Source organism: Pandoraea sputorum, assembly GCF_000814845.2.
GTDB classification, from domain to species: domain Bacteria; phylum Pseudomonadota; class Gammaproteobacteria; order Burkholderiales; family Burkholderiaceae; genus Pandoraea; species Pandoraea sputorum.
On sequence record NZ_CP010431.2, the window covers coordinates 5,464,823 to 5,491,147 of the forward strand.

The 26,325-nt window shown below is 64.5% G+C and carries 21 protein-coding genes; 3 read left to right on the plus strand and 18 right to left on the minus strand.

The window, feature by feature from the left end; translation table 11 throughout:
* Positions 1–35: 35 nt before the first annotated feature.
* The 3 genes from NA29_RS24250 to NA29_RS24260 all read right to left on the minus strand — a co-directional run bounded on the left by NA29_RS24250 (position 36) and on the right by NA29_RS24260 (position 3,723).
* Positions 36–596 carry a DapH/DapD/GlmU-related protein gene (locus tag NA29_RS24250; protein WP_039393831.1) on the minus strand — a complete coding sequence of 187 codons (561 nt, stop codon included), beginning with the start codon at positions 594–596 and terminating at the stop codon, positions 36–38.
* Between the two features lie 286 nt (positions 597–882).
* The gene (gene panS, locus NA29_RS24255; protein WP_039393833.1) at positions 883–1,836 is read right to left on the minus strand and encodes a ketopantoate/pantoate/pantothenate transporter PanS; all 954 of its coding nucleotides are present in this window, start codon (positions 1,834–1,836) and stop codon (positions 883–885) included.
* 234 nt (positions 1,837–2,070) lie between these two features.
* Positions 2,071–3,723, minus strand: a complete 1,653-nt coding sequence (locus NA29_RS24260; protein ID WP_084104100.1) for a DEAD/DEAH box helicase — start codon at positions 3,721–3,723, stop codon at positions 2,071–2,073.
* 327 nt (positions 3,724–4,050) lie between these two features.
* On the opposite strand from NA29_RS24260, the gene NA29_RS24265 reads away from it, so the two are divergent.
* On the plus strand, positions 4,051–4,974 hold the full coding sequence (locus NA29_RS24265; RefSeq protein ID WP_039393834.1) for a LysR substrate-binding domain-containing protein: 924 nt from the start codon (positions 4,051–4,053) through the stop codon (positions 4,972–4,974).
* Between the two features lie 54 nt (positions 4,975–5,028).
* Here NA29_RS24265 and NA29_RS24270 read toward each other — a convergent pair whose 3' ends face one another.
* From NA29_RS24270 to NA29_RS26615, 4 genes are all read right to left on the minus strand, one after another.
* On the minus strand, positions 5,029–6,336 hold the full coding sequence (locus NA29_RS24270; RefSeq protein ID WP_039393836.1) for a solute carrier family 23 protein: 1,308 nt from the start codon (positions 6,334–6,336) through the stop codon (positions 5,029–5,031).
* Positions 6,337–6,596: 260 nt separating this feature from the next.
* Positions 6,597–8,372: a virulence factor family protein gene (locus NA29_RS24275; RefSeq protein ID WP_224786926.1), complete on the minus strand. Its 1,776-nt coding sequence runs from the start codon at positions 8,370–8,372 to the stop codon at positions 6,597–6,599.
* Positions 8,369–9,892, minus strand: a complete 1,524-nt coding sequence (mprF, locus tag NA29_RS26610) for a bifunctional lysylphosphatidylglycerol flippase/synthetase MprF (protein ID WP_257125711.1) — start codon at positions 9,890–9,892, stop codon at positions 8,369–8,371. Before mprF ends, NA29_RS24275 begins: the two co-directional genes overlap by 4 nt.
* The gene (locus NA29_RS26615) at positions 9,889–11,127 is read right to left on the minus strand and encodes a lysylphosphatidylglycerol synthase domain-containing protein (RefSeq protein ID WP_257125712.1); all 1,239 of its coding nucleotides are present in this window, start codon (positions 11,125–11,127) and stop codon (positions 9,889–9,891) included. Before NA29_RS26615 ends, mprF begins: the two co-directional genes overlap by 4 nt.
* A gap of 570 nt (positions 11,128–11,697) precedes the next feature.
* On the opposite strand from NA29_RS26615, the gene NA29_RS24285 reads away from it, so the two are divergent.
* Entirely contained in the window at positions 11,698–12,915 is a 1,218-nt protein-coding gene (locus NA29_RS24285; protein ID WP_157744793.1) for a serine hydrolase domain-containing protein, read from the plus strand.
* Here NA29_RS24285 and NA29_RS24290 read toward each other — a convergent pair.
* Positions 12,887–13,246, minus strand: coding sequence for a GIY-YIG nuclease family protein (locus NA29_RS24290; protein ID WP_072633480.1), 360 nt, complete (start codon positions 13,244–13,246; stop codon positions 12,887–12,889). The genes NA29_RS24285 and NA29_RS24290 overlap by 29 nt on opposite strands.
* A 124-nt stretch (positions 13,247–13,370) precedes the next feature.
* Between NA29_RS24290 and NA29_RS24295 the strand changes: the two genes are divergently transcribed.
* Positions 13,371–14,825: an SLC13 family permease gene (locus tag NA29_RS24295; protein WP_039393841.1), complete on the plus strand. Its 1,455-nt coding sequence runs from the start codon at positions 13,371–13,373 to the stop codon at positions 14,823–14,825.
* Here the strand turns inward: NA29_RS24295 and NA29_RS25935 are convergent.
* From NA29_RS25935 to NA29_RS24345, 10 genes are all read right to left on the minus strand, one after another.
* Positions 14,789–15,244, minus strand: coding sequence for a hypothetical protein (locus tag NA29_RS25935; RefSeq protein ID WP_150777621.1), 456 nt, complete (start codon positions 15,242–15,244; stop codon positions 14,789–14,791). The genes NA29_RS24295 and NA29_RS25935 overlap by 37 nt on opposite strands.
* Before the next feature lie 109 nt (positions 15,245–15,353).
* The gene (locus NA29_RS24305; RefSeq protein ID WP_039393845.1) at positions 15,354–15,992 is read right to left on the minus strand and encodes a hypothetical protein; all 639 of its coding nucleotides are present in this window, start codon (positions 15,990–15,992) and stop codon (positions 15,354–15,356) included.
* A gap of 75 nt (positions 15,993–16,067) precedes the next feature.
* The gene (gene sctE, locus NA29_RS24310; protein WP_039393847.1) at positions 16,068–17,444 is read right to left on the minus strand and encodes a type III secretion system translocon subunit SseC family protein; all 1,377 of its coding nucleotides are present in this window, start codon (positions 17,442–17,444) and stop codon (positions 16,068–16,070) included.
* A 113-nt stretch (positions 17,445–17,557) separates the two neighbouring features.
* Positions 17,558–18,085, minus strand: a complete 528-nt coding sequence (locus NA29_RS24315) for a CesD/SycD/LcrH family type III secretion system chaperone (protein WP_224786925.1) — start codon at positions 18,083–18,085, stop codon at positions 17,558–17,560.
* Positions 18,082–18,708 (minus strand): hypothetical protein, encoded by a 627-nt coding sequence (locus NA29_RS24320; protein ID WP_039393849.1) that lies wholly within the window; start codon positions 18,706–18,708, stop codon positions 18,082–18,084. Before NA29_RS24320 ends, NA29_RS24315 begins: the two co-directional genes overlap by 4 nt.
* A 62-nt stretch (positions 18,709–18,770) precedes the next feature.
* On the minus strand, positions 18,771–19,307 hold the full coding sequence (locus NA29_RS24325) for a hypothetical protein (RefSeq protein ID WP_039393851.1): 537 nt from the start codon (positions 19,305–19,307) through the stop codon (positions 18,771–18,773).
* Positions 19,308–19,317: 10 nt separating this feature from the next.
* On the minus strand, positions 19,318–19,761 hold the full coding sequence (locus NA29_RS24330; protein WP_150777620.1) for a hypothetical protein: 444 nt from the start codon (positions 19,759–19,761) through the stop codon (positions 19,318–19,320).
* A 225-nt stretch (positions 19,762–19,986) separates the two neighbouring features.
* Positions 19,987–23,661 carry a hydantoinase B/oxoprolinase family protein gene (locus NA29_RS24335; RefSeq protein WP_039393856.1) on the minus strand — a complete coding sequence of 1,225 codons (3,675 nt, stop codon included), beginning with the start codon at positions 23,659–23,661 and terminating at the stop codon, positions 19,987–19,989.
* 117 nt (positions 23,662–23,778) lie between these two features.
* Positions 23,779–25,104: an MFS transporter gene (locus tag NA29_RS24340; RefSeq protein ID WP_039393858.1), complete on the minus strand. Its 1,326-nt coding sequence runs from the start codon at positions 25,102–25,104 to the stop codon at positions 23,779–23,781.
* Between the two features lie 197 nt (positions 25,105–25,301).
* Positions 25,302–26,075 (minus strand): putative hydro-lyase, encoded by a 774-nt coding sequence (locus tag NA29_RS24345; RefSeq protein WP_039401654.1) that lies wholly within the window; start codon positions 26,073–26,075, stop codon positions 25,302–25,304.
* Positions 26,076–26,325: the final 250 nt, after the last annotated feature.

A 26,325-nucleotide genomic window follows, 5' to 3' on the forward strand; every position in this document is an offset into this window, starting at 1 on the left:
ACGCTGGCGAGTCGCCACCTATCGTCAAAACCCGGTCAGAACTCGTTCTGAATCCGACGATAGGCGCGCGCGAGCTGCACGTTCGTGCGGCTCACCGATTCGGAGAACTCGCGCGCATCGACAGTGACCTTCGGAATGGTCGCGAGATCGGTCTCGCGGCTGATATGTGTGGTCGAGGGAATGTAGAAGTTCTCTGGAATATCGCGCCCGTCGATCACACTGTTGTGCCGCACCACTACGCCATCGTGCACGACGCAGTTGAACAGCACCGAATTGAAGCCGATGAAAACGTTGTTACCGATCACGCAAGGTCCATGCACGATGGAGCGATGGGCGATGGACGTGTTCTCGCCGATAGTCACGCGTGCGCCGTCTTTCGAATGGATCACGACCCCGTCCTGAATATTGGAATTGGCGCCGATCACCACCGGCTCCATCTTGCCGTCTTCGTCGACCTCGTCGGCGCGAAGCACCGCATAAGGTCCGATGAAGACGTTCTCACCCACGATGATCTGGCCGCACAAAATGGCCGTGGGATCGACAAACGACGTTTCGTGCACCACGGGGTAATCCCCGCGCGGATTCTTTCGCAACATGCTTGAGTCACTCCAGACCGCTCGCTCGTACGCCGGACCACGACAGCACATCGCGCAACAAAGCCATACGCGCAATGCGGACTGTCGACGCTGGTCACGTCGGAATACGCCCTGTGGGCGAGCGGGGGAAGGGAAACACGGACGGGCGCCGTGATACAGACTCTCTCACCGCCGCGAACGGTATATCGATGTTGTAGGCGATGAGAGACGGAAAGGCAAATGTCCGCGATGACGGTGCGGACTCCCGTTGCGTGCCGCACACACCGGTGTGCGGCACGAAGAAAACTCAGTGCGTCGGACGCGTTGCCGTCGCCTGGCTGTCGTTGACTGTGCCAGTCGGACGACCCCGCCAGTAACCTGCGAGCAGCGAACCCGAGAGGTTGTGCCAAACGGAGAAGAGTGCCCCCGGCAATGCCGCCAGGGGCGTGAAGTAGACCTTGCCGAGCGTGGCGGCCAGACCCGAGTTCTGCATACCGACTTCGATGGCCAGGGTGCGGCAGATCGATTCGTCGAAGCCCAGCAGACGACCGCCCCAGTAACCGCCGAGCAGCCCCAGTCCGTTGTGCAGAATCACGCCCACCATGACCAGCGGACCCACCGTGGCAATGTTGCCCTGATTCGCACCGACGACGGCGCCGATGATGAGCACGATCGCCACCATCGAGACCAGCGGGAGAATGCCTTCGATGGCACGTACCACGCGGCCGAAGAAGTGATTGATGAGCAGACCCGCGCCAATCGGCAGCGCCACGATCTGAAGAATCGACAACAACATACCCTCGACGTCCACAGCAATCGAGGCATCGACGTACAAGCGCGTGAGCAGCGGCGTCGCGAACACGCCGACGAGGGTCGACATGGCACTGATGGTGACTGACAGCGCAACGTCGCCGCGGGCGAGATAGATCATGACATTGGATGCCGTGCCGCTCGCTACGCTGCCAACAAGCACCATGCCCGCCGTCAGATCGGGGGGCATGTGAAGCACGCGTGCAATGATCCAGGCGGCCAGCGGCATCACCAGATAGTGCAGCACCACACCCGCAACGATGGGGGCGGGACGGGTGAACACACGCTTGAAGTCGTCGAACGTCAGCGTGACGCCCATCGCAAACATCACCACGGTGAGCAATGCCGTGACATGCGGCGTGATGCCGGTGAAACTGCCCGGCGAGAAGAATGCAAAGACGGACAGCAGCAAGGCCCACAAGGGGAACAGCCGGGTGACACGGGCGATCATGAGAGTCTCGGGCGCAAAAAGTTAATATTTTACTTATTTTGCGCGGAGCACCTGTCGGGGCCGACCCTGAGACACCTGCCAGCACTGGCGAAGGCGCGTCTTTGCGCTCGTTCGCGTGCGTACCGGAGCATGTATTCCGAAGTTGCCGGGCGGCATCTCTCAGACCCATGCCGCAGCTCAAATTCACCCGAATGTTGAGCTGCGTGCACATCGTCGATGCCTCCGGCGAAGCGCTTAATCGCGCTTCGGCTTGCCCATCAGCAATGCGCCACCGGCACCGTCGCGGCGCGCCGGACGCGGACCACGCTGGCCGAAGTCGCCGCGCTCGCCGCCACCGCCGCCGTTCTGCGTGCGCGGTGCGTTCTGCCCCTGACGTGCGCTACCGGCACCCTGTGCGGCGCGCGCGGGTGCGCGCTGAGTGTCACCGGGGTTGCCCGGACGCTTCGGTGCCTGCTCGCGGCGTCCGGCGGACTGCGCGACGTTGATGCTGTTGCCAGCATTACCACCGTTCCCGCCATTGCCACCATTGCCGCCCTGACGGCCGCTGCGTTCGCCTTCGCGACGCGGCTTCGCTTCGCCACCCTGGCGCGCGCCACGGCCACCGTCACGAGATTCGCGAGGCGCACGTGCGCCTTGACGCGCGTCGTCGCCACCGCCGTTGCGACCGCCACGACCGCCGCCACCCCCTGCGCCACGACCGTTACCCTGCTGATTCTTGCGAATCGGCTGCGCCACGGCGTGCGGATCCGGCTCGAAGCCCGGAATGATTTCGCGCTCGATGGTTCGCTTGATGAGACGTTCGATTTGCTGGAGCAATTGATGCTCGTCCACGCACACGAGGGAAACGGCCTCACCGTTCGCGCCTGCACGGCCCGTACGGCCGATGCGGTGCACGTAGTCTTCCGCCACTTCCGGCAGATCGAAATTCACGACGTGCGGCAGTTGGTCGATGTCGATACCGCGCGCGGCGATATCGGTCGCGACCAGCACTTGCAGCGTGCCGCTCTTGAACTCGGCGAGCGCACGCGTGCGTGCACCCTGGCTCTTGTTGCCGTGAATGGCGAGTGCGGGAATGCCGCCCTTCGTCAGTTGCTCGGCCAGACGGTTCGCACCGTGCTTGGTGCGCGTGAAGACCAGCACTTGAAACCAGTTGTGCTCGCGCACGAGGTGTTCGAGCAGTTCGCGCTTGCGATCGCGGTCGACCGGATAGATCTTCTGGTCGACGGTCTCGGCCGTGGTGTTGCGACGCGCGACTTCGATCAGCGCGGGCGACTTGAGCAAGCCATCGGCCAACTGTTTGATTTCGTCGGAGAACGTTGCCGAGAAGAGCAGGTTCTGGCGTTGAGCGGGGAGCACGGCCAGCACACGACGGATATCGCGAATGAAGCCCATGTCGAGCATGCGATCCGCTTCGTCGAGCACGAGAATTTCGACGCCGGACAGATCGACCGTCTTCTGTTGCATGTGGTCGAGCAGACGGCCCGGCGTGGCAACGAGGATATCGACGCCGCGTGCGAGTTGCTTGACCTGCGGCACCATCGACACGCCGCCAAACACGGTCATCGAGGTCAGGCGCAGATACTTACCGTATTGCGTGACGCTCTCTTCGACCTGAGCAGCCAGCTCGCGTGTGGGGGTCAGCACAAGGGCGCGCACCTTACGCTTGCCGTTGGCGGCAGCCGGGTGCGAACGCGACGAGAGCATTTGCAGGATAGGCAGCGTGAAGCCTGCCGTCTTTCCGGTTCCGGTCTGCGCACCGGCGAGAAGATCGCCGCCTTGCAGAACGGCCGGAATCGCTTGCAGTTGAATCGGGGTCGGCTGCGTATAACCGAGATCGGCTACCGCGCGCAAAATGTCGGCCGACAGGCCGAGCGTTTCAAAAGACATATAAAGACCAATGCGCGGACTCCACGATGTGTGTCCCCGCGCGTATCGATGTTGTTTGTTCTTGATGGAATGCCCGCGTGGGCGTGCGACACGCGTCGCGCTCATCCGGGCGACGCGTCTGAAGACGCCAGCAAGACGACCCGCCGACGAATGAAACGCTGCGGCTTGGCGGGGGAGACCGTCGCGGGTACGGCCGTGTCTTGAAAGCGCGTAGTTTACCATGCGCCCTTGCCCAAGTCAGTCGACATCGCGCCCGGACGAACCGCTACACTGACGACACCCCGTCTCTCATCCGTGCCCAGCGCCCGCTCATCCCGTGCCTATCTCATGCGCTTTGACCTGACCGATCTGCGTCTTTGCCTGCTGGTGGCCGAAGCCGGCAGCATCACGGGCGGCGCCGAGCGTGCGCATCTGACACTCGCCTCCGCCAGCGCCCGCATTCGCGGCCTTGAAGAGACGCTGGGTATTGCGTTGTTCGTGCGCCATCCTCAAGGCGTCGTGCCCACCCCCGCCGGACGCGCCCTGCTCGCGCACGCCCGACGCGTGCTGCTGCAAATCGAGCAGATGCGCGGCGAACTCGGCGAGTACGCCGCTGGCCTCAAGGGCAACGTGCGCGTCGCATCCAACACGGTCGCCATGTCCGAATTCCTGCCCGATCTGCTGGGCACGTTCCTCACCGAGCATCCCAATGTGGAAATCGCGTTGCGCGAGCAGACGAGTCCCGCCGTCGTGCAGGCTGTACTCGAAGGTGCAGCGGACATCGGCGTAGTATCCGACTGGATCGAGCTGACGGGACTTGAGACGGTGCCGTTCCGGCAGGATCGTCTGGTGATCGTTACGCCGCCGGGACACGCGCTGGCGGCGCGCGAAGGCGTTGCGTTTGCCGACGTGCTCGACGCGGAGTTCATCGGCCTGCCCGCGCAGAGCGCGCTGGCCGAGCACATCGACGGTCACGCCAGACGCGCGGGACGCGCCGTGCACTACCGGCTGCGTCTGCGCGACTTCGACAGCCTTTGCCGCGCAGTGGCGACGGGTGCTGCGCTGGGCATCGTCCCTTTGAGCGCCGCCCATCGTTCGGCCACCGTACTGAACATCGGCATCGTGCCGCTGGTCGACCCGTGGGCGCTGCGCACGCTGGTGCTGTGCGTGCGCGAACGCGACGCCCTGCCCGTCTACGCACGCCAATTGCTCGATCACCTGCAAGCGCCGCCCGTCGACATCACCCACACAAACAAAAACGGCACGACGTAATCGTCGTGCCGTGTTGGTCTCACGCCCCGGTACTCGCAGGCATGGGGTGAAACGTTACATCGCCGCCGGGCGCGACGCGCCGCGTCCCCGCAGCAGTGCGTACAGAATGATCGCGCCGAACGTCGCGCAACCGATGCCGCCCAGCGAGAAGCTGCCGAACTTCAGCGTGAAGTCGCCCGCCCCCAGCACCAGCGTCACTGCCGCGACGATCAGGTTGCGGTTGTCCGAGAAGTCGACCTTGTTTTGCACCCAGATGCGCGCACCGGCCACCGTAATCAGACCGAACACCACAATCGACACGCCTCCGAGCACTGGTCCCGGAATCGTCTGGATGATCGCGCCGAACTTCGGCGAGAAGCCCAGCACCAGCGCCAGCACAGCCGCGACCGCGAACACCAGCGTCGAGTAAATCTTCGTCACTGCCATCACGCCGATGTTCTCGGCGTAGGTCGTCACGCCCGTGCCGCCGACGCTGCCCGACACGATGGTCGCCAGCCCGTCGCCAAGGAACGCGCGCCCCATGTAACGATCCAGGTTCTGTCCCGTCATGGCGCTCACGGCCTTGATGTGCCCCAGATTCTCAGCCACCAGAATGATGGCGATGGGCGCGAGCAGTACCATCGCTTCCGGCTTGAACACCGGTGCGGCAAAGTGCGGCAGACCGAACCACGCGGCATTGGCCACGATGGCGAAGTCGATCGGCTTGCCCAGTCCCATGCCGTTCGTCAGCACGGCGTAGAGCACGTAGGCGAGCAGCAGGCCGACCAGAATCAGCAGACGCTGGACCATGCCGCGCGCGAACACGGCCACGAGGCCCACGCATAGCACCGTCGCCAGCGCCATCCAGGTGTCGAAGCTGGTGGCCGAGACGCCCTTGACCGCGACTGGGGCCAGATTCAGGCCGATCACCGCGACGACCGCGCCCGTCACGACCGGGGGCATGAGCGCTTCGATCCAGCGCGTGCCGACGACCATCACGATCAGGCCGATGATGGCGTAAAGCACCCCGCACGCGATGATCCCGCCGAGCGCGACGGGAATGTTCAGGTTCGGGCCGCTGCCCGCATAGCCCGTCACCGAAATGACCAGACCGATGAACGCGAAGCTGGAGCCGAGATAGCTCGGAACGCGTCCGCCGACGAGGACGAAGAACAGCAACGTGCCGATGCCCGACATGAAGATCGCGAGATTCGGATCGAAGCCCATGAGCAACGGGGCCAGCACGGTCGAGCCGAACATGGCGACCACGTGCTGCACGCCCATCGCGATGGTCTGCGGCCACGGCAAACGCTCATCGGGGGCGATCACGCGCCCCGAGGCGGTGTCCTGCGGTTGCCACTTCGGAAAGTAACCCTCGGCCATATCGATCTTCTCCTGTCTGTCGTGCCGTATCGTGTGGTCCCTACCGTATTCGTCGCACGCGAAACACGCTAAGTGCGTGACGCGATAGGGAAAAACTGGCCGCAGTGTACGGAGCGCCCGCACGGAAGGCAAGGCGAGAAAGCGCGGATACGTCGCGGTTACCCGATACGTTGGGACGGTACGACAGACGGCGGGAGACACCGGGCCTCACCCAGCCTTACCGGACGACACCGGGCGACACTGGACGGCACCGTCGTCCGTCAGCGCTTGGCGAGTCCCTGCAGGATCACGTCCGCCAGCGCGGTGTAGTTGCCGTCGAAATGGTGCCCGCCGGGCATCTTCACGACCTGCACCCGTTTGGGGTCGAGGCCCGGACAGTTGCTGTCGTCCTCGTCCGCGCCGTAGATGCACATCGCCATGCCGTCGGGCAGACGCTCTACCTCGGGGCGGATCGGCAGCCCGTTCTGGCTCGACATCACCCAGTTGGTCATGCGGAACTCGAAATCGGCCTTCTGACCAAGCCCCATCAGCACGAGCAGACCCACGCGCTCACGTGCCAGTGGCGGCATCCGGTTGACCATGAACGGCAGCACGTCGGCCCCTTGCGAATAGCCGATCAGGATCGCGCGTTTCTTGTTCCAGCGGGTCTGATAGAAGCGCATGAGGCGGTCGATGTCGAGTGCGCCGGACGCGGGCGTGCGCGCCGACCAGAAGTACCGCAGCGAATCGACACCCACGACGGGAATGCCGTGCGCGGACAGTGCCCCGGCGACATCGCGATCAAGTCCAGCCCAACCGCCGTCGCCCGACATCAGGATGGCGAAGGTATCGGCCAGATTCGCAGCGGGCTTGCCCGTCGCTGGCACCTCGATCACGGGCAGATCGGCGACGGCCGCAGGCGGTCGCGCCGTGCCTGCCACGTGGTGCGCGTTCAGACGCCGGAACGCATTCTTGTACTGCGTCACCCAATCGGCCAGCACCGGCGTGGACGAAGCACCGGTCGACGAGGCGGACGTCGTACCGCTTGTATCCATCGCCCCCAGACTGCCCGCCAGCCCGCCCACGAGCCAGTTGGAATTCGGTGTGCGCGCAGCGAACTCCTGCGCGACGTGGTCCGAACAACGCGGCGCGCGTGCCGGGCTGGCAGGCCCGCCCGACGGGCCTCCCATCGCCAGCCACGGAGCACTCATCACCGGCGCGGGGAGCAGACGCATCGGCGCGCCGCCTGGCGTGTGGGTGATGCCGCGTCCGAAATGCACGCCTTCGCCCTGACACAGCGGACGCGACATCGGCAGCACCGGACAGAAGTCGACGGACAGCGCACCGGAGAACGTGTCGCTACCGGCCTGCGCGAGCATGGCGTACGCGAACGTTCCGCCCACGCCGTCGCCCACGAGAATCGGCGGCGTGTAGCCCGGCAGTTTGACGGCGGCCTCGACCCATCGGCCGAAGTTGTCGAGATCGCCCGCCGCGTAGACGCATGCGATGTCGTCCTTGGTGTAGTTCGCCATCAACCGCGCGGTGTCGATGCCCGCGACCAGCGCGCCGGTGTCGGCCAGTGCCCTGGCCATGCGCTCGGCGCGTGGCGTCCAGCCGTCGTCGTCGGAGAAGAACAGCACCGTCGCGTTGGGTTCGCCTTCCGGCCGGAAGATGGGGACGCTCTCGAAGCGGCCATGCGTCATGATCTCGGGGGCTGCGCCGCCCGTGCCCGCGCTACGAAAGGCCGCCGCACCCGCTGCCGCAGCCGCCGCCTGGGGCATGACCGGTGCGGGCACGCTCGACGCTGCGGCGCGCGACTGCGCCACCGGTCCGGCCTTCGGCGCGGGCTTGAGCACGTTCAACGGATTGCCACCGTTGGCTACTGCTTCGGCAGTCTTCGACGTCTGCGCGATCGCGCAAGTGGCGGACACGCTGATCGCGACCGCCGCCGAATAGCACGCAGCCCGGATCGCCCGCGCGCGTCTGACGCCCGGTGTCACCGACGTCGCACGGTCGCCGTCGCTCTTGTCATCCATCGCCATCGCGCTTCCTGTCATTTCGTAATCATCCCTTTCCAGCCACCGCCCACGAGCGATGCGACGTCCGCCAGCGTCAACATCGGTGCAATGCCGCCCGGTGTCATCAGGTAGCGCGCCTCCCATTGCGGATCGAATTTGTCCTTGAAGCTGCGCAATCCCCGGAAGTTGTAGAACCGCGCGCCGTGCGCGAACATCATCCGCCCGAAGCGGTGCCAGCGCGGCGCAAGCTGATGCGTCTCCATGCCCGACATCGGCGCCATGCCCAGACCGAAGCGTTGATAGCCCTGCGCCTTGAAATGCAGCATCAGCTTCGCGAAGAGGAAGTCCATCGTGCCCGGGGGCGAATCGGGCACCTGACGCATCAGATCGATGCTCGCTTCGATGCGCTGCACGTCGGGACACATCAGCGTGGCGAACGCGACGAGCCGGTCTTCACGCCGCACGAGCGCCACCGGCTGACGCGCGACGTAAGCATCGTCGAACGCCCCCAGCGAGAAGCCCTTCTCGCGCGTGTGCTGACGCGCAAGCCACGCATCCGACACAAGCCGCATCTCCGCCAGATGGGGCGCGACGTTCTCCGGCGGCACGATCTCCAGCGTCAGTCCTTCGCGCTCACCGCGCGTCACACCATGCCGCAGATTCGCACGACGCGCGCCTTGCAGACCGAACTCCGGCAGCGAGACGAACGCCTCCTCACCCAGTTTGTACGCACGCAGTCCTGCGTCGATGTAAAGCGGCAATGCCTGTGGACGCGTCTTGTAGAACGCCGCGCGACCGCCGTGCGCGTCAGCCAGTTCGATGAACCGCCAGATCAGCTCCGGCCACTCCTTCTGATCGCCGACCGGATCCGAGAGCGACACCCACGAGCGACGATGCTTCGCGTACATGATGAACGCGTTACCCGACGGCGAGAACAGGAAGCTCTTGTCGCCCATGAGCGCGAGACACGCATCGGCGGCGGGTTGCTTGCGGATGACGGCCTTCGCGCGCGCCAGTTCGTCTTGCGTCGCAGGCACCATCGCGCCTGGCGATTGGCGCAGCAATTGCCATAGCGACAACCCGAGCCCGATCACGGCGACGACCATCAGCGCACGCATCGAGCGTGGCGCATCGCCGTCGAACGTGAATTGCCACCAGAGCTGATTGGCGTAGCCGACGCGCCGGTACGACATGAACATCAGCCACGTACACGCGCCCAGCACCGACAGCACGGCGATGATCCAGCCCGGTTCGAACGACTGCGTGAATAGCGACGAGCGCCGGTCGAACTGCTTGCGCGAGACGAGCAGCAAGGTGGCGAGTACGGCCAGCACGAAGAATTCCGATAACGCGATGCCCTTCGGAATCGCCAGCACTGCCGCGATGACGGTGAGGCCCAGCGAACCCCACCACGCGGCGTCGAGCCGGTGCAGCAGACCGCGCGCAAGGAACAGCATCGACAGCCCCGCCACGCTGCCCAGCAGGTGCGACACCTCCACGAGGAACAATGGGACATGACGTCGCAGGAAGTCCTCGGCATCGCGCGTTGCAGGCGTCACCCCGAGATCAGCAGCATCACACCGGCCACGAGCGTGAGTGCCGCGAGCAAACCGGGGAAGAGGCGTACGGCGGCGCGTCCGATCGGGGCGGCCGGCCCTTGCCGCAATTCGAACGCAGCGAGCAGGCACGCCGCGAAGATCAGCGGCAGCAGATAGTAGATGCCGCGATACAGCACCAGCGCGCCCGCGACCTGACTGATCGGTGCGTGACCGTTCGTCGCCAGCAGGATCACCGCTTCGAACACGCCGACGCCGCCCGGCACGTGGCTGAGCACGCCGAGCGCCATTGCAATGGCGTAGAAGACGACGAACGTCGGCAGATCGACCACACCGGCGGGCAGCAGGCACCAGAGCGCGGCGGCGGCCATGCCGAGGTCGGCGGCGGAGATCACCAACTGACGCACCGCGAGGCGCAGCGGCGGCAACGGCATCGACCAGCGGCCGAAAATCGCGACCGAGCGTTTGCGTGCGCACAGGACGAGGAACGCGGCCGCGCCCGCCAGCAGCAGCGCGGCGAAGGCCTGCAACATCCACGCGGGAATCGGCACCAGCGCCGAGACGCGCGACGCGCCCCACAACATCCCCAGCGAGCCGAACACCGTCATCCCGAGACCGAACGCCCCGGCGTTGAAGGCGACGGCCTGCGCGACCTTCGACGCATCGACGCCCGCCGCCGCGTACATCCGCATGCGCACCGTGCCGCCCGTCAGCACGCCGAGACCGACGGAGTTGCCGAGCGCATAGGCAATGAACGACGTCAGCACGACGGTCGAGCGCTTCACCTTCGCCCCGGCGTACGCGAGCCCCGAGATGTCGTAGCCGGTGAGCGCCGCATAGCTCGCCAACGTTGCCAGCATGGCCAGCACGAGGCGCGTCACCGGCGTGGCGTGAATGGCCGCGATCACGTTGTCGTAATGCACGTGTCGCAACATGTGGTGCAGCGCGTCGAAGACGAACAGGCCGAGCAGCAGCACACCGGCGACGATCAGCCACGGGCGGGCGGCACTCCACGGAAAGCGTCTGATCAGGCGGATAGGCGCGGGCAAGGCCAGCCAGGCGGCATCGACGGGCGAAGCGGGCGAAGCGGAGGAAGCACTGGGTAATTCGGGCGGGTTGCCGTCACCCTCGCCAGCGGCAGAGGCCGCAGCGCTGTGGCCGGCAGTGGCCGGAGAAAGCGCCACATCAGAAGCGGGATCGGCGGGCCGGCTCGGGCACGCACGGGGCGGTTCAGTCATGTTTCGGTCGTTCCTTCGGCCGGCACGACGTCATCGGGACGCCGCCCTCAAGGCCTGTGGGCGAGTCGGAGCCTGTCAGTCTTGGGAGATAGCTTACACCGCGATGCGTAACAGGTCTTGTCGGTGCCGCACTGACAAAGCGCGCACTTAATGTGATGAACCGCCCGCAAAGCGCCGCCGGACGGGCGTCTGCGGGCGATGCTTTACGTTATGAGGGAGTTTCGGCAGCGCAATATCGGTGACGTTCGCCGCGCAGCGCCCGTCGCGCGGGGTTACGCCCGGACGATTGCATTCCCCTATCGCCCTAAATGCGCGATATATGCAACTTAATGTAAAATGCGCAGGTTTTGCTGGGTATTTACCCGAAGTTTTTCCTACACTTCGATTTCGAACATCGCCGCAAAGCGGCACGTGCGCACTCCGAACCATTCCGACTCCGAAGAGAGTCGATCCGCGGTTCGAAGTTTTGTGCGCGGGGGGAGTTAAGTAATGAACGTCGAACGGCGCAGCCGTCCGGCAGCAGGGGCACGTTGTACAAAGCTATGGGCGATGTCAGGCGATTGGCATGACATGGCACGAGCTATGGGGCGTACCGGCGCGTCTGCACGCCGTGTTGTCCTGACTATCCTGCTGGGCGCTGCCACACTGATGACGGCGAGCCACGCGCTCGCCCAGACGCCGTCGAGCGCGTCGTCCGCCGCATCCGCCTCTGGTGCGACGAACACTACCGGTGCAGTCGTCGCCCTGCCATCATCGGGCGCGGTCACGCCGATCAAGCCCGCCGTGCCGATCGGTCAGTCGACTATCGCGCAGGGTGTCGCGCAGCTCAAGGAGCGCTACAACCTCTCGCATGTCTGGCTGCGCACCGAGTCGGACGGCGGCGTCGCGCTCGAAGCCGCCACGTCCGGCGACGAAGTCCAGCAGTTACTGCCCGTCGCGAGCCTGTCGAAGTCGGTGACGGCTATCGGGATCGCGCTGCTGGTGCAGCAAGGCAAGTTGTCGCTCGACGCCAAACTCAGCGACCTGCTCACCGACTACGCGAAGGAGCACGGCAAGCCGCTCGATCCGTCATTGCGCGATCTGACCGTGCGACGCCTGCTCGCTCACCGCGCGGGGCTGGCGACGAACGGTTTCAACGATCCGGTTAATGGTCTGTTCAGCGGGTTGGCCATCCGTCGGGTGGGCGGCAACGCCGACTTCTTCAACTATCTGGATGCGGGCGAGGCCAGTCATTCGACGGGCCGCTCCGACTTCGTCTATTCGAACGTCTCGTATCTGTTGCTCGGGATGGTGATCGAAGCGGTGTCCGGCGAGGATTACAAGGACTTCTGCGAGAAGAACATCTTCGCGCCGCTGGGTGTGACGGATGCGAAGCTGCCCGAAAGCTGGCGCCTGCTTGCGCCGTTCGCGGGCTGGCAGATGTCGACGGGCGCGTTGCTCAAGGTGTGGCGCGTGTTCGATGTCCGTCACCCGAGTCTGCTCACGGAAAAGACGCTGCGCACGCTGTTGCTCGATAAGCAGTCGGGGCCGGTGAATTCGGATCGCGATGTGTATTACACGCTCGGCGTGTTCCTGCTGCCGGGGGCCGGGGATCGAAGCTATCGCATCAGTCACGACGGCATCGCCGACTTCTTCCGCACGCAGTCGACCTATTACACCGTGGTGGAGAAGACCGTGCCGGGCGACGCCTGGGCGCTGGTGGTCTCGCCGATTCCGTCGCGCGGCCAGTTCGGCGCGCTGCAACGCGACGTGCGACGCATCATTCGACAGGCGCGTCTGGTGCCTTGAGGGATGACTCTGCGACGGGGGCGTCGCCCAGACCTGCGGCGTCTGTGAAATCGGAGAAGTCGCAGACGTACGTCCCCGCAATCAGGCCGCGTTTCTGCGACGCGGTCAATTGCTTGATGCGGTACTCGGCACGCGAGGCCGCCGACCGGTCGGCAAACGATAGCGACAACAACACACGCGACGGCGGATACGCCCGCGTGAAGCGCGCCCCCTTCCCCGCCACATGCGCGGCATAACGCGCTTGCACGTCGACCGTGATCCCTGTGTAAATGCGCCCACCGGCACACTCCAGCAAATAGAGATACCAGGGCTTCGGTGCTGCAACGGTCATGACTTCGTTCTGTTCCAACGCATGATTTCACTTCAGAAGGGATGCGCGTATTGTAGTCGCACCATCCCACAGACCGAACCATGTAAGATCGCTGTTCTGGCCCATCATCAAAACGACAAGCGCCATGAACGAAACGGTTTCGTCGGAGACACTGCACGCCTCGAATCTCTTGCGTCGCGAACGATTACGCGCCCGGTTGCGGGCGCTCGGCGGTTACGCCGCCTTCGCGCTTCTCGCGCTGGCGCTATGGGCAGCGAGTCATGGAAGCACCACGCTCGGGCTATCGCCCACGGCCGCGCAAGCAGCTGTCCTCGTGCTCTTCACCATCGGTGCGTGGGCGTTCGGTCTGTTCCCCGAACCGGTCACTACGCTGACCTTCTTCCTGCTCGCCACACTGCTACATGTCGCGAAGCCGGAAGTCATCTTTGCCGGTTTTCATTCCGCCGCGTGGTGGCTTGTCTTCGGTGGCGCGGTCACAGGGCTTGCCGTGCGCACCACCGGGCTCGGCTCGCGACTTGCGTCCACGGTATTCGCGCTGAAGCGTCCGACTTACCCCCGGTATGTCGCGTCTGTGATGGTGGCCGCGGTCGGTCTCGCCTTCGTGATGCCCTCGACCACCGGCCGTATTCTGCTGCTCATTCCCATCGTGCTCGCGCTCGCAGATCGCATCGGACTTACCGAAGGACGACGCGGACGCACCGGTCTCGTGATGATGGTCGCCGCCGCAAGCTACATGCCGCCCACGACGATCCTTCCCGCGAACATTCCGAACAGCGTGCTGATGGGCGCGGCCGACTCCTTCTATGGCGTGAAGCTGCATTACGCGCCGTATCTGCTGCTGCACTTCCCGGTGCTCGGCGCACTCAAGGCGGTCATTCTCGTGTGGGTCGTCTGCCGTCTATTCCCGGATGACGGCCCGCTCACGAACACATCCACCACAACCACGCCGCCGCTCACGGCCGACGCGCGCCACCTGTCCATTCTGCTGGCGCTCGCGCTGGCAGGGTTTGCGACGGACGCATGGCATGGCATCTCCCCCGCGTGGATCTCCGTCGCCGCCGCCATCCTTTGTCTGCTGCCCGCGATTCACATCGTGACGCCGAAGACCTTCACCGACCAGATGCAGATCACTCCGCTCATCTACGTCGCAGGGTTCCTCGGTGTGGGTGCCGTAGTCGCTGACAGTGGTCTGGGAGAGAAGGTCGCGCGGTTGTGTCTGGACGCCGTCGGTATGGTGCCCGGCACGCCGGTCGTCAATGCAGCGTGGCTCATCGCCATCGGCGCGGCCATCGGGCTTGTGGCGACCCTACCCGGTCTGCCCGCCGTACTCACACCGCTTGCGGGCCAGCTCTCCACGGCGAGCGGCCTGCCGCTCTACACCGTCCTGATGCTTCAGGTGCCGGTGTTCTCGACCGTGTTGTTGCCGTATCAAAGCCCGCCGATGATGATCGCGATGCACCTCGGCGGCGTCGGCATGCGAGACGGCACACGGCTGACCGTCGTCATGACGATCATCTCGCTGGTGCTGCTCTTTCCGTTGGATTATGTGTGGTGGCGTGTGCTCGGCATGTTGCCGTAAGCCACCGCAGACGAGGAAGAAGAGGAGGACGAGGAGGACGACGTGTCGCGAGCGACCATATGACGCGTCGGAATTCCCTGGTGATCGCGGCAAAATACCAACCAGCGATCGCCGTCCTCGTCGCGCCAGAATGCACCCTCACGCTCCAGGATCACGCCCAGCCGAAGCCGCGCGTCGCGCAAATGGGCGTCGCTCACGCCCGGCAGGATCATCCCCCGTACGTAGCTCAGATGCGGCACCGTTCGCAGCAACGTGCGGATCAGCTGACAGAATCGCCTCACCGCCTGATCGCTCGCCCGCGCCTGCGCATCAAGCCGAAAATCGGTGATCGTCAGCACGTAACCGGCAGCGACTTTGTCGAGACGATGACAAAGGGACAGCTCGCCGTTCTCGACGCGTTGTCCCAGGGCGATGTGCATGCGTTCGCAGACTTCCGCGCGCGCCTTGAAACGGTGAGTCCTGAAAAATGCCGCAACGGCGCGCTCGCAGACTGTCATGAATGGGTCACTGGATAAGTCACTGGCTGAGTTAGCGGATGGCTTCGTAAAGCTTGGTGAGATGTTGCCCCGCGAGGCCGTACAGCTGACGCGTGACGTCGCGCAACTCGCCGCTCGCCGCATCGATACGCTGACGCAAACGATCGTTGCTCTTGCGCGTCTCGTCGGTCAGTCCGGTGGCGAACTCGCCGACCACCTCGTTGTCCCGCCCCCGATTCGACAGGTCGGCGGCTGCGAACTCGAACGCCGGTTTGCCGAACTGCCCGACGCCGCTCACCACGCCCCCGAACATCTGCCCGATCTCCATCTTGTCGCGCATGCCGTAGCGCGCGCCGATTGCGCTGCCGCCGAGCGCCATGACGCCCGTGAAAAGTGACCCACCAGCGGACGTCATCGCGGCCTCGTAGTGCTTCTTGTTGGCCTGGTATTTCTCGTCACGCGCCGCCACGCCTCTCGCGAACAGCATCACGTCGTGACGCGTGCGGTACGACTGATCGGTGTTGCGTTCGCCGACGCGAATTTCCATCATCAGCTTCACCAGTTGCATGAGCGTCACCAGTCCATCGACGGCACGTCCGCCACGGTCCGGCATCTGCACATTCGACACCCATGCGCCGCGCTCACTCTGCGCCGTGGTCTGCCACGGCTTCGTCGTTGCTATGCCTGTCATTTGCGTTCCCCTTTGCGTTCCATTTTCCGAAGACGCAGCCGAAGCCGCGTCGATGATCGATAACACGCACGCCGCTCACGCCATCGAGGCGGCGATGCGCATGCGCACAGCGCCTGTCTTCGTCACGGCGTCGCTGGCCGATTCCGCGATCTCGCCCTGCTGCGCCGACAAGGTCTCCATGCGTTTGGCGACGCGCTTCTTGTCGTCGCCGTTGAGCTCCATCAGGAACTGCAACCACAGCATTTCCGTGCCGATATCGCGCGCCTGCCGCTGAAGCTTCGCGCGCTGAATACCGATCGCGCCCGCCGTGATCTCGCGCGCGCCCACCACGCCACCGCGAATCACACCCGAGAGCGACCACATGCCGCGCACGATGGCGCGACGTCCCTGAGCGCCGATCTGCTGGCTGAACGACTTCGTCACATCGGTCGCCGTCACGCGTGCGCCCTTGGCCACCTGCTTGCCCGTCGACTTGACGACGTTATCGAACGAGCGCGACACCATCCGCTCGACCATCTCCTGCGTGAACTGCTCGGCCATGCGGTTAAAGCCACGTTTGACGAGATTGCGTGCGGTGCGCGTGCCGCTCTGCGCGAGCGACTTGCCGACGCGTTTTCCGACTTCCATGCCGACCTGATACGAAACTTCGGAGACGACACGCTGTTTGATCGCACCGATCGCTGCGTCGTCACCGGCCTTGACCGCTTTCGTGAGCGCTTCGCCCGCGCCGCCCTTCATCACACGCGTGGCAGTCTTCGTCACTGAGCGCGACGCCATGAATCCGCGCACCGACGTACCGAAGCCGACGACCATGCCGAGCGCCTGAAACGCCATCTGCGCGTAGCCCCACTTCGTGGCTTCCGCCTCGTACTTCTCGGCGTTCTCCGGATCGACGAGCGCCATCGTTTTGTAGACCGCAGCGCCGATGCCCGCGACGCCCGCGCCGATGTCGGCAATGCCGCCCGCAATCATCAGCGGGTTCATCGTCAGCACGCCGGTCACGAGCTTGACGGCGCCCACGACGACATCGATGGCCGCGACGATCCAATCGAAGATCACACCGAAGATGCCGCCCTTGCGCGCCTTGTCGGCATCCTTCGTGGCGGCGTCCATCTGCTCGCGGAATTTCTGGAGGTCTTCTTGCCGTAGCTTGTCTTGACGCTCCGCCAGCAGTTCCAGCGCCTTCTGTGTCGACTTCGCCGTATCGCCCATCGCTTGCATCGAGATCATCGACGCCACCATCACGAGCGTGGACGGATCGAGCTCCTCGAGACTCGCCAGATCGATCACGCCGAACTGCGACTGGGGACGCATGCCATCCGCCGCCATCGCACTACCAAGCGAATACAGACGCTGCAGCAGGCGGGCGAACGCTCCTTCCGCGTTCTGCCACGCCCCGGCGTCGGTCGCGTCGGGAAGGAAGTCTTCCGACGAGAGCCAATCGTCGGACATCTTGTCGTTTCGCAGGGCATGCGGCCCGATCGTGTCCGTGAGCTGCCTCGTGGGCTCCCGAACAGCGCCCAGGGATGACGGACGGTATGCCGCGCCTACTGCGCCAATCACAGTCATGTGTTTCCTTTCGATGGAGAAGTTGACAGGGCGTCGCACCGGGCGCGCGCCGAATGTGCGAGCTTGCGATGGTGCGTGTTCTCGCCGCAGAGCCGCAACGTCGCGAGGTAGGCTTTCGTCGCGTAAGACGCATTACCCACACTCTCGTAACTCATGCCCGCCAGATACGACGGACGCGGGTCCGCCGCGCGGATCACACCGGCCTTGGCAAAGCACGGCAGCGCGTCGGCATGCTGGCCGAGCCGCTGATAGCACAGGCCAAGACCGAACCAGTCGTCGAACGACCATTGGTCGAGCGTGGCGAGCATGAAGTAGATACGTTGCGCGGCCGCGATCTCGCCTTCCTTGAAACGTTGAAGCGCGTACGCACGAACGCACGCCAGATCGCTTTCGTCGAGATCCGCCAGCATGCGCAGCGCGCCACCTCGCTCGAAGAAGCGCGAGAAGATCGCCGCTGTGTCGTCGGCTGACGTGTCGTGCGTCTTATGTGCCAGCAATGAGGACATCGATGAAGATGAATTCACGAGCGCATCGAACCGTTGATCTGATTGAGCTGCTGCCCGCGCGAGCTGATGATCGTGTTGGCGAGCGTCGAGACGCCGTTGTATTCCTGGAGAAACTTGTTGATTTCGATGTTCTCGATGGTGCGGCTGTCGGTCGCTTCTTCACCCCGGCTGTCGGCCGCCGCCTTGAGCGCGCGCAGATGGTCTGCGCGGTAGTCGCCCGACGCCCCCGACGGTCCGACATAACCGTCCTCGCCGACTTTCTTGCTGCGTGCTTCCCAATCCTTCAGCGTCTTCTTCGCGCCGCTGTCGTCGATGGTGATCCTGAGGTCGTGCTTGTCGAAAAATTCGCGGATGCCGTCACCGATTTTGGTCGTTGCCGTCGTGCTGGTGCCGAGCTTGTTGATGAGCGTTTCGATCTGGTTTGCCACGTCGCGCGCCTCGCGACCGTGCGCCTGACGCGCGCGCATCGAGTCGATCTTCAGCTTGGCGTCGCCGCCGCTGGCCTGCATGAGCGTGGCAGCGTGCGCCAGCAATAGCGAGTGAATGTCGACGGTGCGTGTGGACGTCAGCGTGACGTCCGGCGACATCTGCTGCGAGACCGACGCGCCGTAGCGATACACATTCGATTGGATTGAAGTCATGGGGTCGTTCCTGAATTCGGTATGAGAGGGGAAGAGATGAGACGTGAAGAGAAAGGCAGCCGTCAGAGGCTGCTGACGATCTTGCTCATGATGTCGCGCAACTTGGCGATGACTGCGTTGCTCAGCGTCAGCGCGTTCTCGTAGCGCGACAGAAACTGCCTGAGTTCGATCTGTTCGACGGTGGCCGACTCGCTCGCACCCGACGCCATCGACTGCACACCGGCCCTGAGGCTGTCCAGGGCGGCGGTGCCGAGCGCACCCGAAGCGTGCGACGTCGACATCAACGCGTTGCGCACTACAAACTCACGCAGTCCTTCCGGCAAAGTCACGGTGGATTCGCCTGCGCGCAAGCGCCGCTGCATCTCGTCAATCGACGTCAGCCAGTCACGCGCATCGCGAGCGCTCGCCGAACGGGCGCGCGCCTTGCCCAGCCATTCGTCGACGCGCACCTGCAAGCCGTCCATCTGCTCGCTTGCGCGCTGCATCGTGCTTAACAGCGGGTTGTCGACTGCGCGGCTTTGCGATGCGGAACTTGCTCCCGGCGCAAATACGCCACCCAGTCGGGGCGCGTAGTGCGTGTCGATCATTCGGTAGATCATGTCGCCTCCGTCACGCACAGGTCCGATGCATCGCCCGGCTACGCGCCGAAGCGCGCGCCGGTTCGTCGTCCGCTGCGGGCATCTCGGCGTTCAACCGTTCGATCACACCCGCCAGAGCGACCGCCATGCGTTCGATCTCGCGCGCTTCGCGCTGAAACGCTTCGCTGTCGAGCAGCGCGTCGAGACGGGCGAGCTTGTCCCTCGCCTGCGGTGTATCAGCCTTTTCCATGCGCTCGATCTCGTCGAGTACCGTCTGGTAGTCGAGCGTCTGACGCGCCAGCTTGCGACCGGCCATCTGGATCTCGCCGCACGCGCGCTCGTACTGCGCGAGCAGGGCTTCCGGGTCATGGCTTTCGGGGAGTGAGGAGGAGGAGGACGTCGCCTCGGTGGCGTTCTGGGCGTTCGGGTCTTGAGGCACTTCGGACTTCAAGGACTTCAGGGACATCTGGGACATTTCAGGGCACCTCCGTACGTTTCGTAGCGGTTGTCATCACGACAACGGCATCGTACGGAGGTCCTCATGGTGCGCCTTTGCAAAGACCGCATTCCCTTCCGGGAACCGGCCTCACTTCAGTCATTTCCCAGTGACGAAGTGGTTACGCGCATCGCGTTGCACGATGCGCAGCCCCTTATCCGGCGGGGCGCTCCGGCCATGCTGCTTTAGATCGAACCTTCGGATTCACGCCTGCCCGAAGCCACCGCCTCCCGGCGTCTCCACGACAAAGATGTCGCCCGGCCGCATCTGCGTGCGTCCGATGTGTGCCAACGCTTCGCGCGAACCATCTACGCGCTCAACGTAGTTAGCGCCCAGCGCGCCCGTCCCACCGCCCTGCGCACCGAACGGTGCGTGCACACGATTGTTGGACAGAATCGACGCAGTCATCGGCGTGAGAAAGCGAATACGTCGCACCGCGCCGTTACCGCCTTGCCAGCGTCCGCTGCCGCCCGACCCCACACGAATGCGATGGCTCTCAAGGCGCACCGGATAGCGCCACTCCAGCACTTCCGGATCGGTCAGACGCGAGTTCGTCATATGCGTCTGCACGGCATCCGAACCGTTGAAGCCATTGCCCGCCCCGCTACCGCCCGAGATGGTTTCGTAGTACTGGTATGTCTCGTTGCCGAAGGTGAAGTTGTTCATCGTGCCCTGACTTGAGGCCACGCTACCGAGCGCACCGTAAAGCGCGTTGGTGATCGCCGACGACGTCTCCACGTTGCCCGACACCACCGCCGCCGGATACACGGGGTTGAGCATCGACCCTTCCGGCACGATCACCGTGAGCGGCTTCAGACAGCCCGCGTTGAGCGGGATGTCGTCGTCCACAAGCGTGCGGAAGACGTACAGCACCGCCGCCATGCACACCGCACGCGGGGCGTTGAAGTTGTTCGGCAGTTGCGCCGACGTGCCGGTGAAATCGATGGTGGCGCTTCTCGACGCCTGATCGACACGAATCGTCACGTCGATGACCGCCCCGTTGTCGAGCGGATAGCGGTAATGCCCGTCGCCCAACGCACCGATCACGCGACGCACCGCCGCCTCGGCGTTGTCCTGCACGTGCCCCATGTACGCCAGCACGACGTCGCGTCCGAAGTCGTTCACCATGCGGCGCAGCTCGTCCACGCCCTTCTGGTTCGCTGCCACCTGCGCGCGCAGATCGGCCATGTTCTGGTCGATGTTGCGCGCCGGATAGCGTGCGCCACCGAGCAACTCTCGTGTCTCGCGATCGCGCAGTTCGCCGGCGGCCACGAGTTGCCAGTTGTCGATCAGCACGCCCTCTTCTTCGACGTGCGTGGAATCCGGCGGCATCGAGCCCGGCGTGATCCCGCCGATATCTGCGTGATGGCCACGCGATCCGACGTAGAACAGCGGTTCCGCCACGTGTGAACCCGATGCACCGTCGTCATCTTTGACGAACACCGGCGTGATGACGGTGACGTCCGGCAAGTGTGTGCCGCCGTGGTACGGATCGTTGAGCATGAAGACGTCGCCCTCGCGCATGCGCCCGCGATTGCGCTCGATCACCGTCTTGATGCTCTCGCCCATCGAACCCAGGTGCACCGGCATGTGCGGTGCGTTGGCGATGAGGCTGCCGTCACGGTCGAACAGCGCGCACGAGAAGTCCAGACGCTCCTTGATGTTCACCGAGTACGCCGTATTTTGCAGACGCAGCCCCATCTGCTCGGCAATCGACATGAAAAGATTGTTGAAGATTTCCAGGCGCACCGGATCGGCCTGCGTGCCGAGCCCGCGCTGGGTTTCCCGGGGCACCACGCGCGTGAGCACGAGGTTGCCCTGCCCGGTCATCTGCGCCTGCCAGCCCGGCTCGACCACTGTCGTACCGCTCTTTTCCGCGACGATGGCGGGACCGTCGAGGGTGTCGCCCGCCAGCAGGGTGTCGCGCTCGAACAGCGCCGCATCGTGCCACGTACCCGCGGCGTAGAGCTTCACCCGATCGATGGCTTGCGGCGCGCCGGATGTGCGGACTTCAAGCGGGGCAATGTCGACGGGCGCATCCGACAGTCCGATGGCCTCGACCGACGCCACTTCGACGATCAGCGCCGCCCCGTCCATCAGGAACGAATAGCGCTGACGGTACGCGGCTTCGAACGCGTCGCGCATCTGCGCCACGCTGCCGAACGGCACGGCGATAGCCGAGTCCGTGCCCGCATAACGCACGTGCACCCGACGCACCGTCTCGATACGCGACGGCGGCACGCCCTGCGACAGGAGCGCATTCACCGCATCGTCGGCTAGCGCGCCGAGGGCGTCTTCGAGTGCCGCGAGACCGTCGTCGGCCAGCGGCGCTTCGATCATGCGTTCGCGCATCGCCGTCTGGTCGGCCAAACCCATGCCGTAGGCCGACAGCACGCCCGCCAGCGGATGCGCGAAGACTTTGGTCATGCCGAGCGCATCGGCCACGCCGCACGCGTGCTGACCGCCCGCGCCGCCGAACGTCGTCAGCACATAGCGACTCACGTCGTGGCCGCGCTGCACGGAGATTTTCTTGATGGCGTTGGCCATCGCTCCGATGGCGATGTCGAGGAAGCCCTCGGCGAGGGCTTCTGGGGTCTGACGTCGGCCCGTCGCTTGCTCGATCTCGGCGGCCAGTGCCGTGAACTTCGCCACCACGACGTCGCGATCGAGCGGTTCGTTGGCGTGCGGACCGAAGACCTTCGGGAAGTGCGCGGGTTGAATCTTGCCGAGCATGACGTTGCAGTCGGTGACCGCGAGCGGGCCGCCCCGACGATACGCCGCCGGACCAGGGTTCGCGCCCGCCGACTCCGGTCCCACGCGCAGACGCGTGCCGTCGAACGACAATACCGAACCACCGCCCGCCGCCACCGTGTGAATGCTCATCATCGGCGCACGCATGCGCACCCCGGCGACCTGCGTCTCGAACACGCGCTCGAACTCACCGTTGTAGTGCGAGACGTCCGTCGACGTGCCGCCCATATCGAAGCCGATCACGCGCTCGAAGCCCGCAGCGCTCGACGCGCGCACCATGCCGACGATACCGCCTGCGGGGCCGGAGAGAATCGCGTCCTTACCCTGGAAGTTGTCGGCGCGCGTCAGCCCGCCGCTACTCTGCATGAATTGCAGATTCACGCCCGGCATTTCCTTCGCCACCTGTTCGACGTACCGGCGCAGGATCGGCGACAGATACGCGTCCACAACCGTGGTGTCCCCGCGCGAGACCAGCTTCATCAGCGGCGAGACTTCGTGTGAGACGGAGACTTGCGTGAAGCCGATGTCGCGCGCCATCACGGCGAGCGTCTTCTCATGGGCCTGATAGCGGTAGCCGTGCATCAACACGATAGCCACCGCACGAATACCCTTCGCATAGAGCGCTTCGAGCGCGCTGCGCGCAGTGACGACATCCAGCTCGCGAACGACTTCGCCGTGTGCACCCACACGCTCGTCGATTTCCACGACGTCGGCGTACAGCGCCTCAGGCAATGCAATGTTGAGATCGAACAGTCGAGGACGATTCTGATACGCGATGCGCAGCGCGTCGCGAAAGCCGTGCGTCGTCACGAGCGCCAGCGGTTCGCCCTTGCGTTCAAGCAAGGCGTTGGTCGCCACGGTCGTGCCCATCTTCACCATGTCTACGAGATCAGGCGTGATCGGCTCGTCTGCCCTCAGCCCCAGCAGGTGGCGGATGCCCGCGACGGCGGCGTCGCGGTACTGCTCGGGGTTCTCGGAGAGCAATTTGTGCGTGACGAGCGTGCCGTCGGGGCGACGCGCCACGATGTCGGTGAAGGTACCGCCACGGTCGATCCAGAACTGCCAGCGCGACGCGGTCTGATGCGCAGGCGCGCGGTTTTGGGCAGGGGGCGTGAGAGCGTTCGTCATGATGTCATTCGCAAAACAGGGGGGGTGTCAGTCGGGGGATCAGGCGAGAAGCGATAGCGCGGCGGTGACAGGCGGTGCGCAGAGCACCGCCTTGCCTCAATCGATCAATTCAGTCGATCAGTGCGTGGTGGTTTCAAGCGATTCGAGTTCGCGACCGCGCGTCTCGGGCAGCGTGAGTGCGGCGATGATCAGCACGCCGTAGGCCACACCGGCGAAGATGCCGATGGTCGTGCCCAGGCCGTATTCCTTCGAGAGCATGCCGATCAGAAACGGGAACAGTGCGCCGATGGCACGGCCGACGTTGTAGCAGAAGCCTTGTCCGGAGCCGCGAACCCGCGTGGGGAACAACTCGGTCAGGAACGCGCCCATGCCGCTGAAGATGCCCGACGCGAAGAAGCCGAGCGGGAAGCCGAGCCAGAACATCGCGCTGTCCGTCAGCGGCAACGAGGTGTACGAGAACGCGATCACCATCGAGCCCACAGCGAACAGAATGAAGTTCGGCTTACGGCCCAGACGATCCGTCAGATACGAACTCGCGAGATAGCCGACCCACGAGCCGAAAATGATCATCGCGAGATAGCCGCCGGTGCCCATCACGGTGAGGTGGCGCTCCGTCTTCAGGTACGTCGGCAGCCAGGTCGTGATGGCGTAGTAGCCACCTTGTGCGCCGGTCGTCAGCAATGCGGCGCGAATCGTCGTGGAGAGCAGCGCCGGGCTGAAGATGGCCGCCATACCGGGTGCGTCTTCCGACTTCGCCTGCTTGGCCTTCTCCTTCTGGTACACCTCCGGCTCCTGCACATAGCGGCGAATGAAGAGCACGAGCAATGCAGGCAGCAGCCCGATCAGGAACAACGCGCGCCATGCCAACTCGCCCGGCATCAGCGAGAACAGCACCGAGTAGAGGATGGCCGTCAGCCCCCAGCCGATGGCCCAGCCCGATTGCACGAGGCCCACGGCTTTGCCGCGGTCGCGAGCGCGGATCACTTCGCCGATGAGCACGGCGCCCGCCGTCCATTCGCCGCCGAAGCCGAAGCCCATGAGCGCACGCGCGGCGAGCAGTTGATGGTAGTTCTGTGCCAGGCCGCACAGCCCGGTGAATACGGCGAACCACAGCACGGTGAGTTGCAGCGTGCGCACGCGGCCGATGCGATCCGAGAGGATGCCCGCCACCCAGCCGCCGAGGGCCGAGGCGAGCAGCGTGAGTGTGCCGATGAAGCCCGCGTCTGCGAGGCTGATGCCCCACGTGGCGATCAACGTCGGGATGACGAAGCTCAGCATCTGCGTGTCCATGCCGTCGAGCATGTAGCCGACCTTGCAGCTCCAGAACGCGCGCTTTTCGCGCGGTGTGGCGTCGCCGTACCAGCCGAACAGGCTGCCGCCACCTTCGGTGGGTACCGAGGAATCTGTCCCGACGGGGGGCGCGAGAGGGGTTTTGCTTTCCATGAGAAAAAGGCTCCGGTGATGTCCTGACTTGCCGTGTGATGCACTCGGGCCACGCTCATCCGACAGGCGTAAGTCGTCACCGGCGGGCAACACCTCTCCCGCCGCAGCCCTTGATGGCGCGGTTCTTTTGCTGATTCGTTAATGCTGGGTAGTGCGGGGACTGCGGGTATTGCGGGTCTTGCAGTTCCTGAATGACGTCAGAAGACGGCCAGCGACGCGTTCGTGATGTCCGTCATCAGCATGTAGCCGGGGCGGTGCCCGATCGCGAGCGGCAGCTTCGCGCCCATGAGCGCCGTTTGCGGCGTGACGCCACAGGCCCAGTACACGGGCAGCTCACCGTCGCGAATCGTCACGGCGTCGCCGAAATCCGGCTTCGACAGGTCGGCAATGCCCAGCGCCGACGGGTCGCCGATATGGATCGGCGCGCCGTGCACGCCGGGAAAGCGGCTCGTGATCTGCACGGCGCGAATGGCATCTGCGCCCTTCATCGGCCGCATCGACACGACCAGTTCGCCACCGAACTTGCCAGCGCGCTGATTCGCGATGTTGGTGCGGTACATCGGCACATTGCGGCCCTCTTCCACGTGACGCAGCGGGATGCCCGCTTTCGCCAGCATGTCTTCGAACGAGAACGAGCAACCGATGGCGAACACCACGAAGTCGCTCTGCCAGAACTCTGCGAGGTTATCGACCTGCGCATCGAGCTTGCCGTCGCGATAGACGTTGTAGCCCGGCACGTCGGTGCGGATATCGACTTCGCGCCCCAGCGCAGGCACGTGCCACTGCCCCGGCTCGCCAACGCCCAGCAGTGGGCACGCTTTCGGATTGCTCTGGCAAAAACGCAGGAAATCGTGCGCATGCGCTACCGGCACGATTGCGAGATTTGCCTGCGCGAAGTCGCCGCAATAGCCAGCGGTCGGGCCACGGAACTGCGCCGAGCGCACGGCCTGACGAAACTCGTACGGCGTGATGGTGTCGCGTTGCGAAGTGAAGTCGTGCGGGGTGGCTCGGTGGTTCATGGCAGATCCGGCTTGAGTGGGAGATGCCAATGCGGCATCAGATGGCAGAAGCATAGGAAGAAAAAAAAGTTGCCGCTAACGAGTTTTTGTTCGCCTCTGTGTATAGAATTTCTTAACAACTTCGGGGGTTTTCCCGAGGTTCGTTGCATTTATTTTCACTGCACCGTTCAGCACACTGCACACCATGCGTCGCAGACTTTGG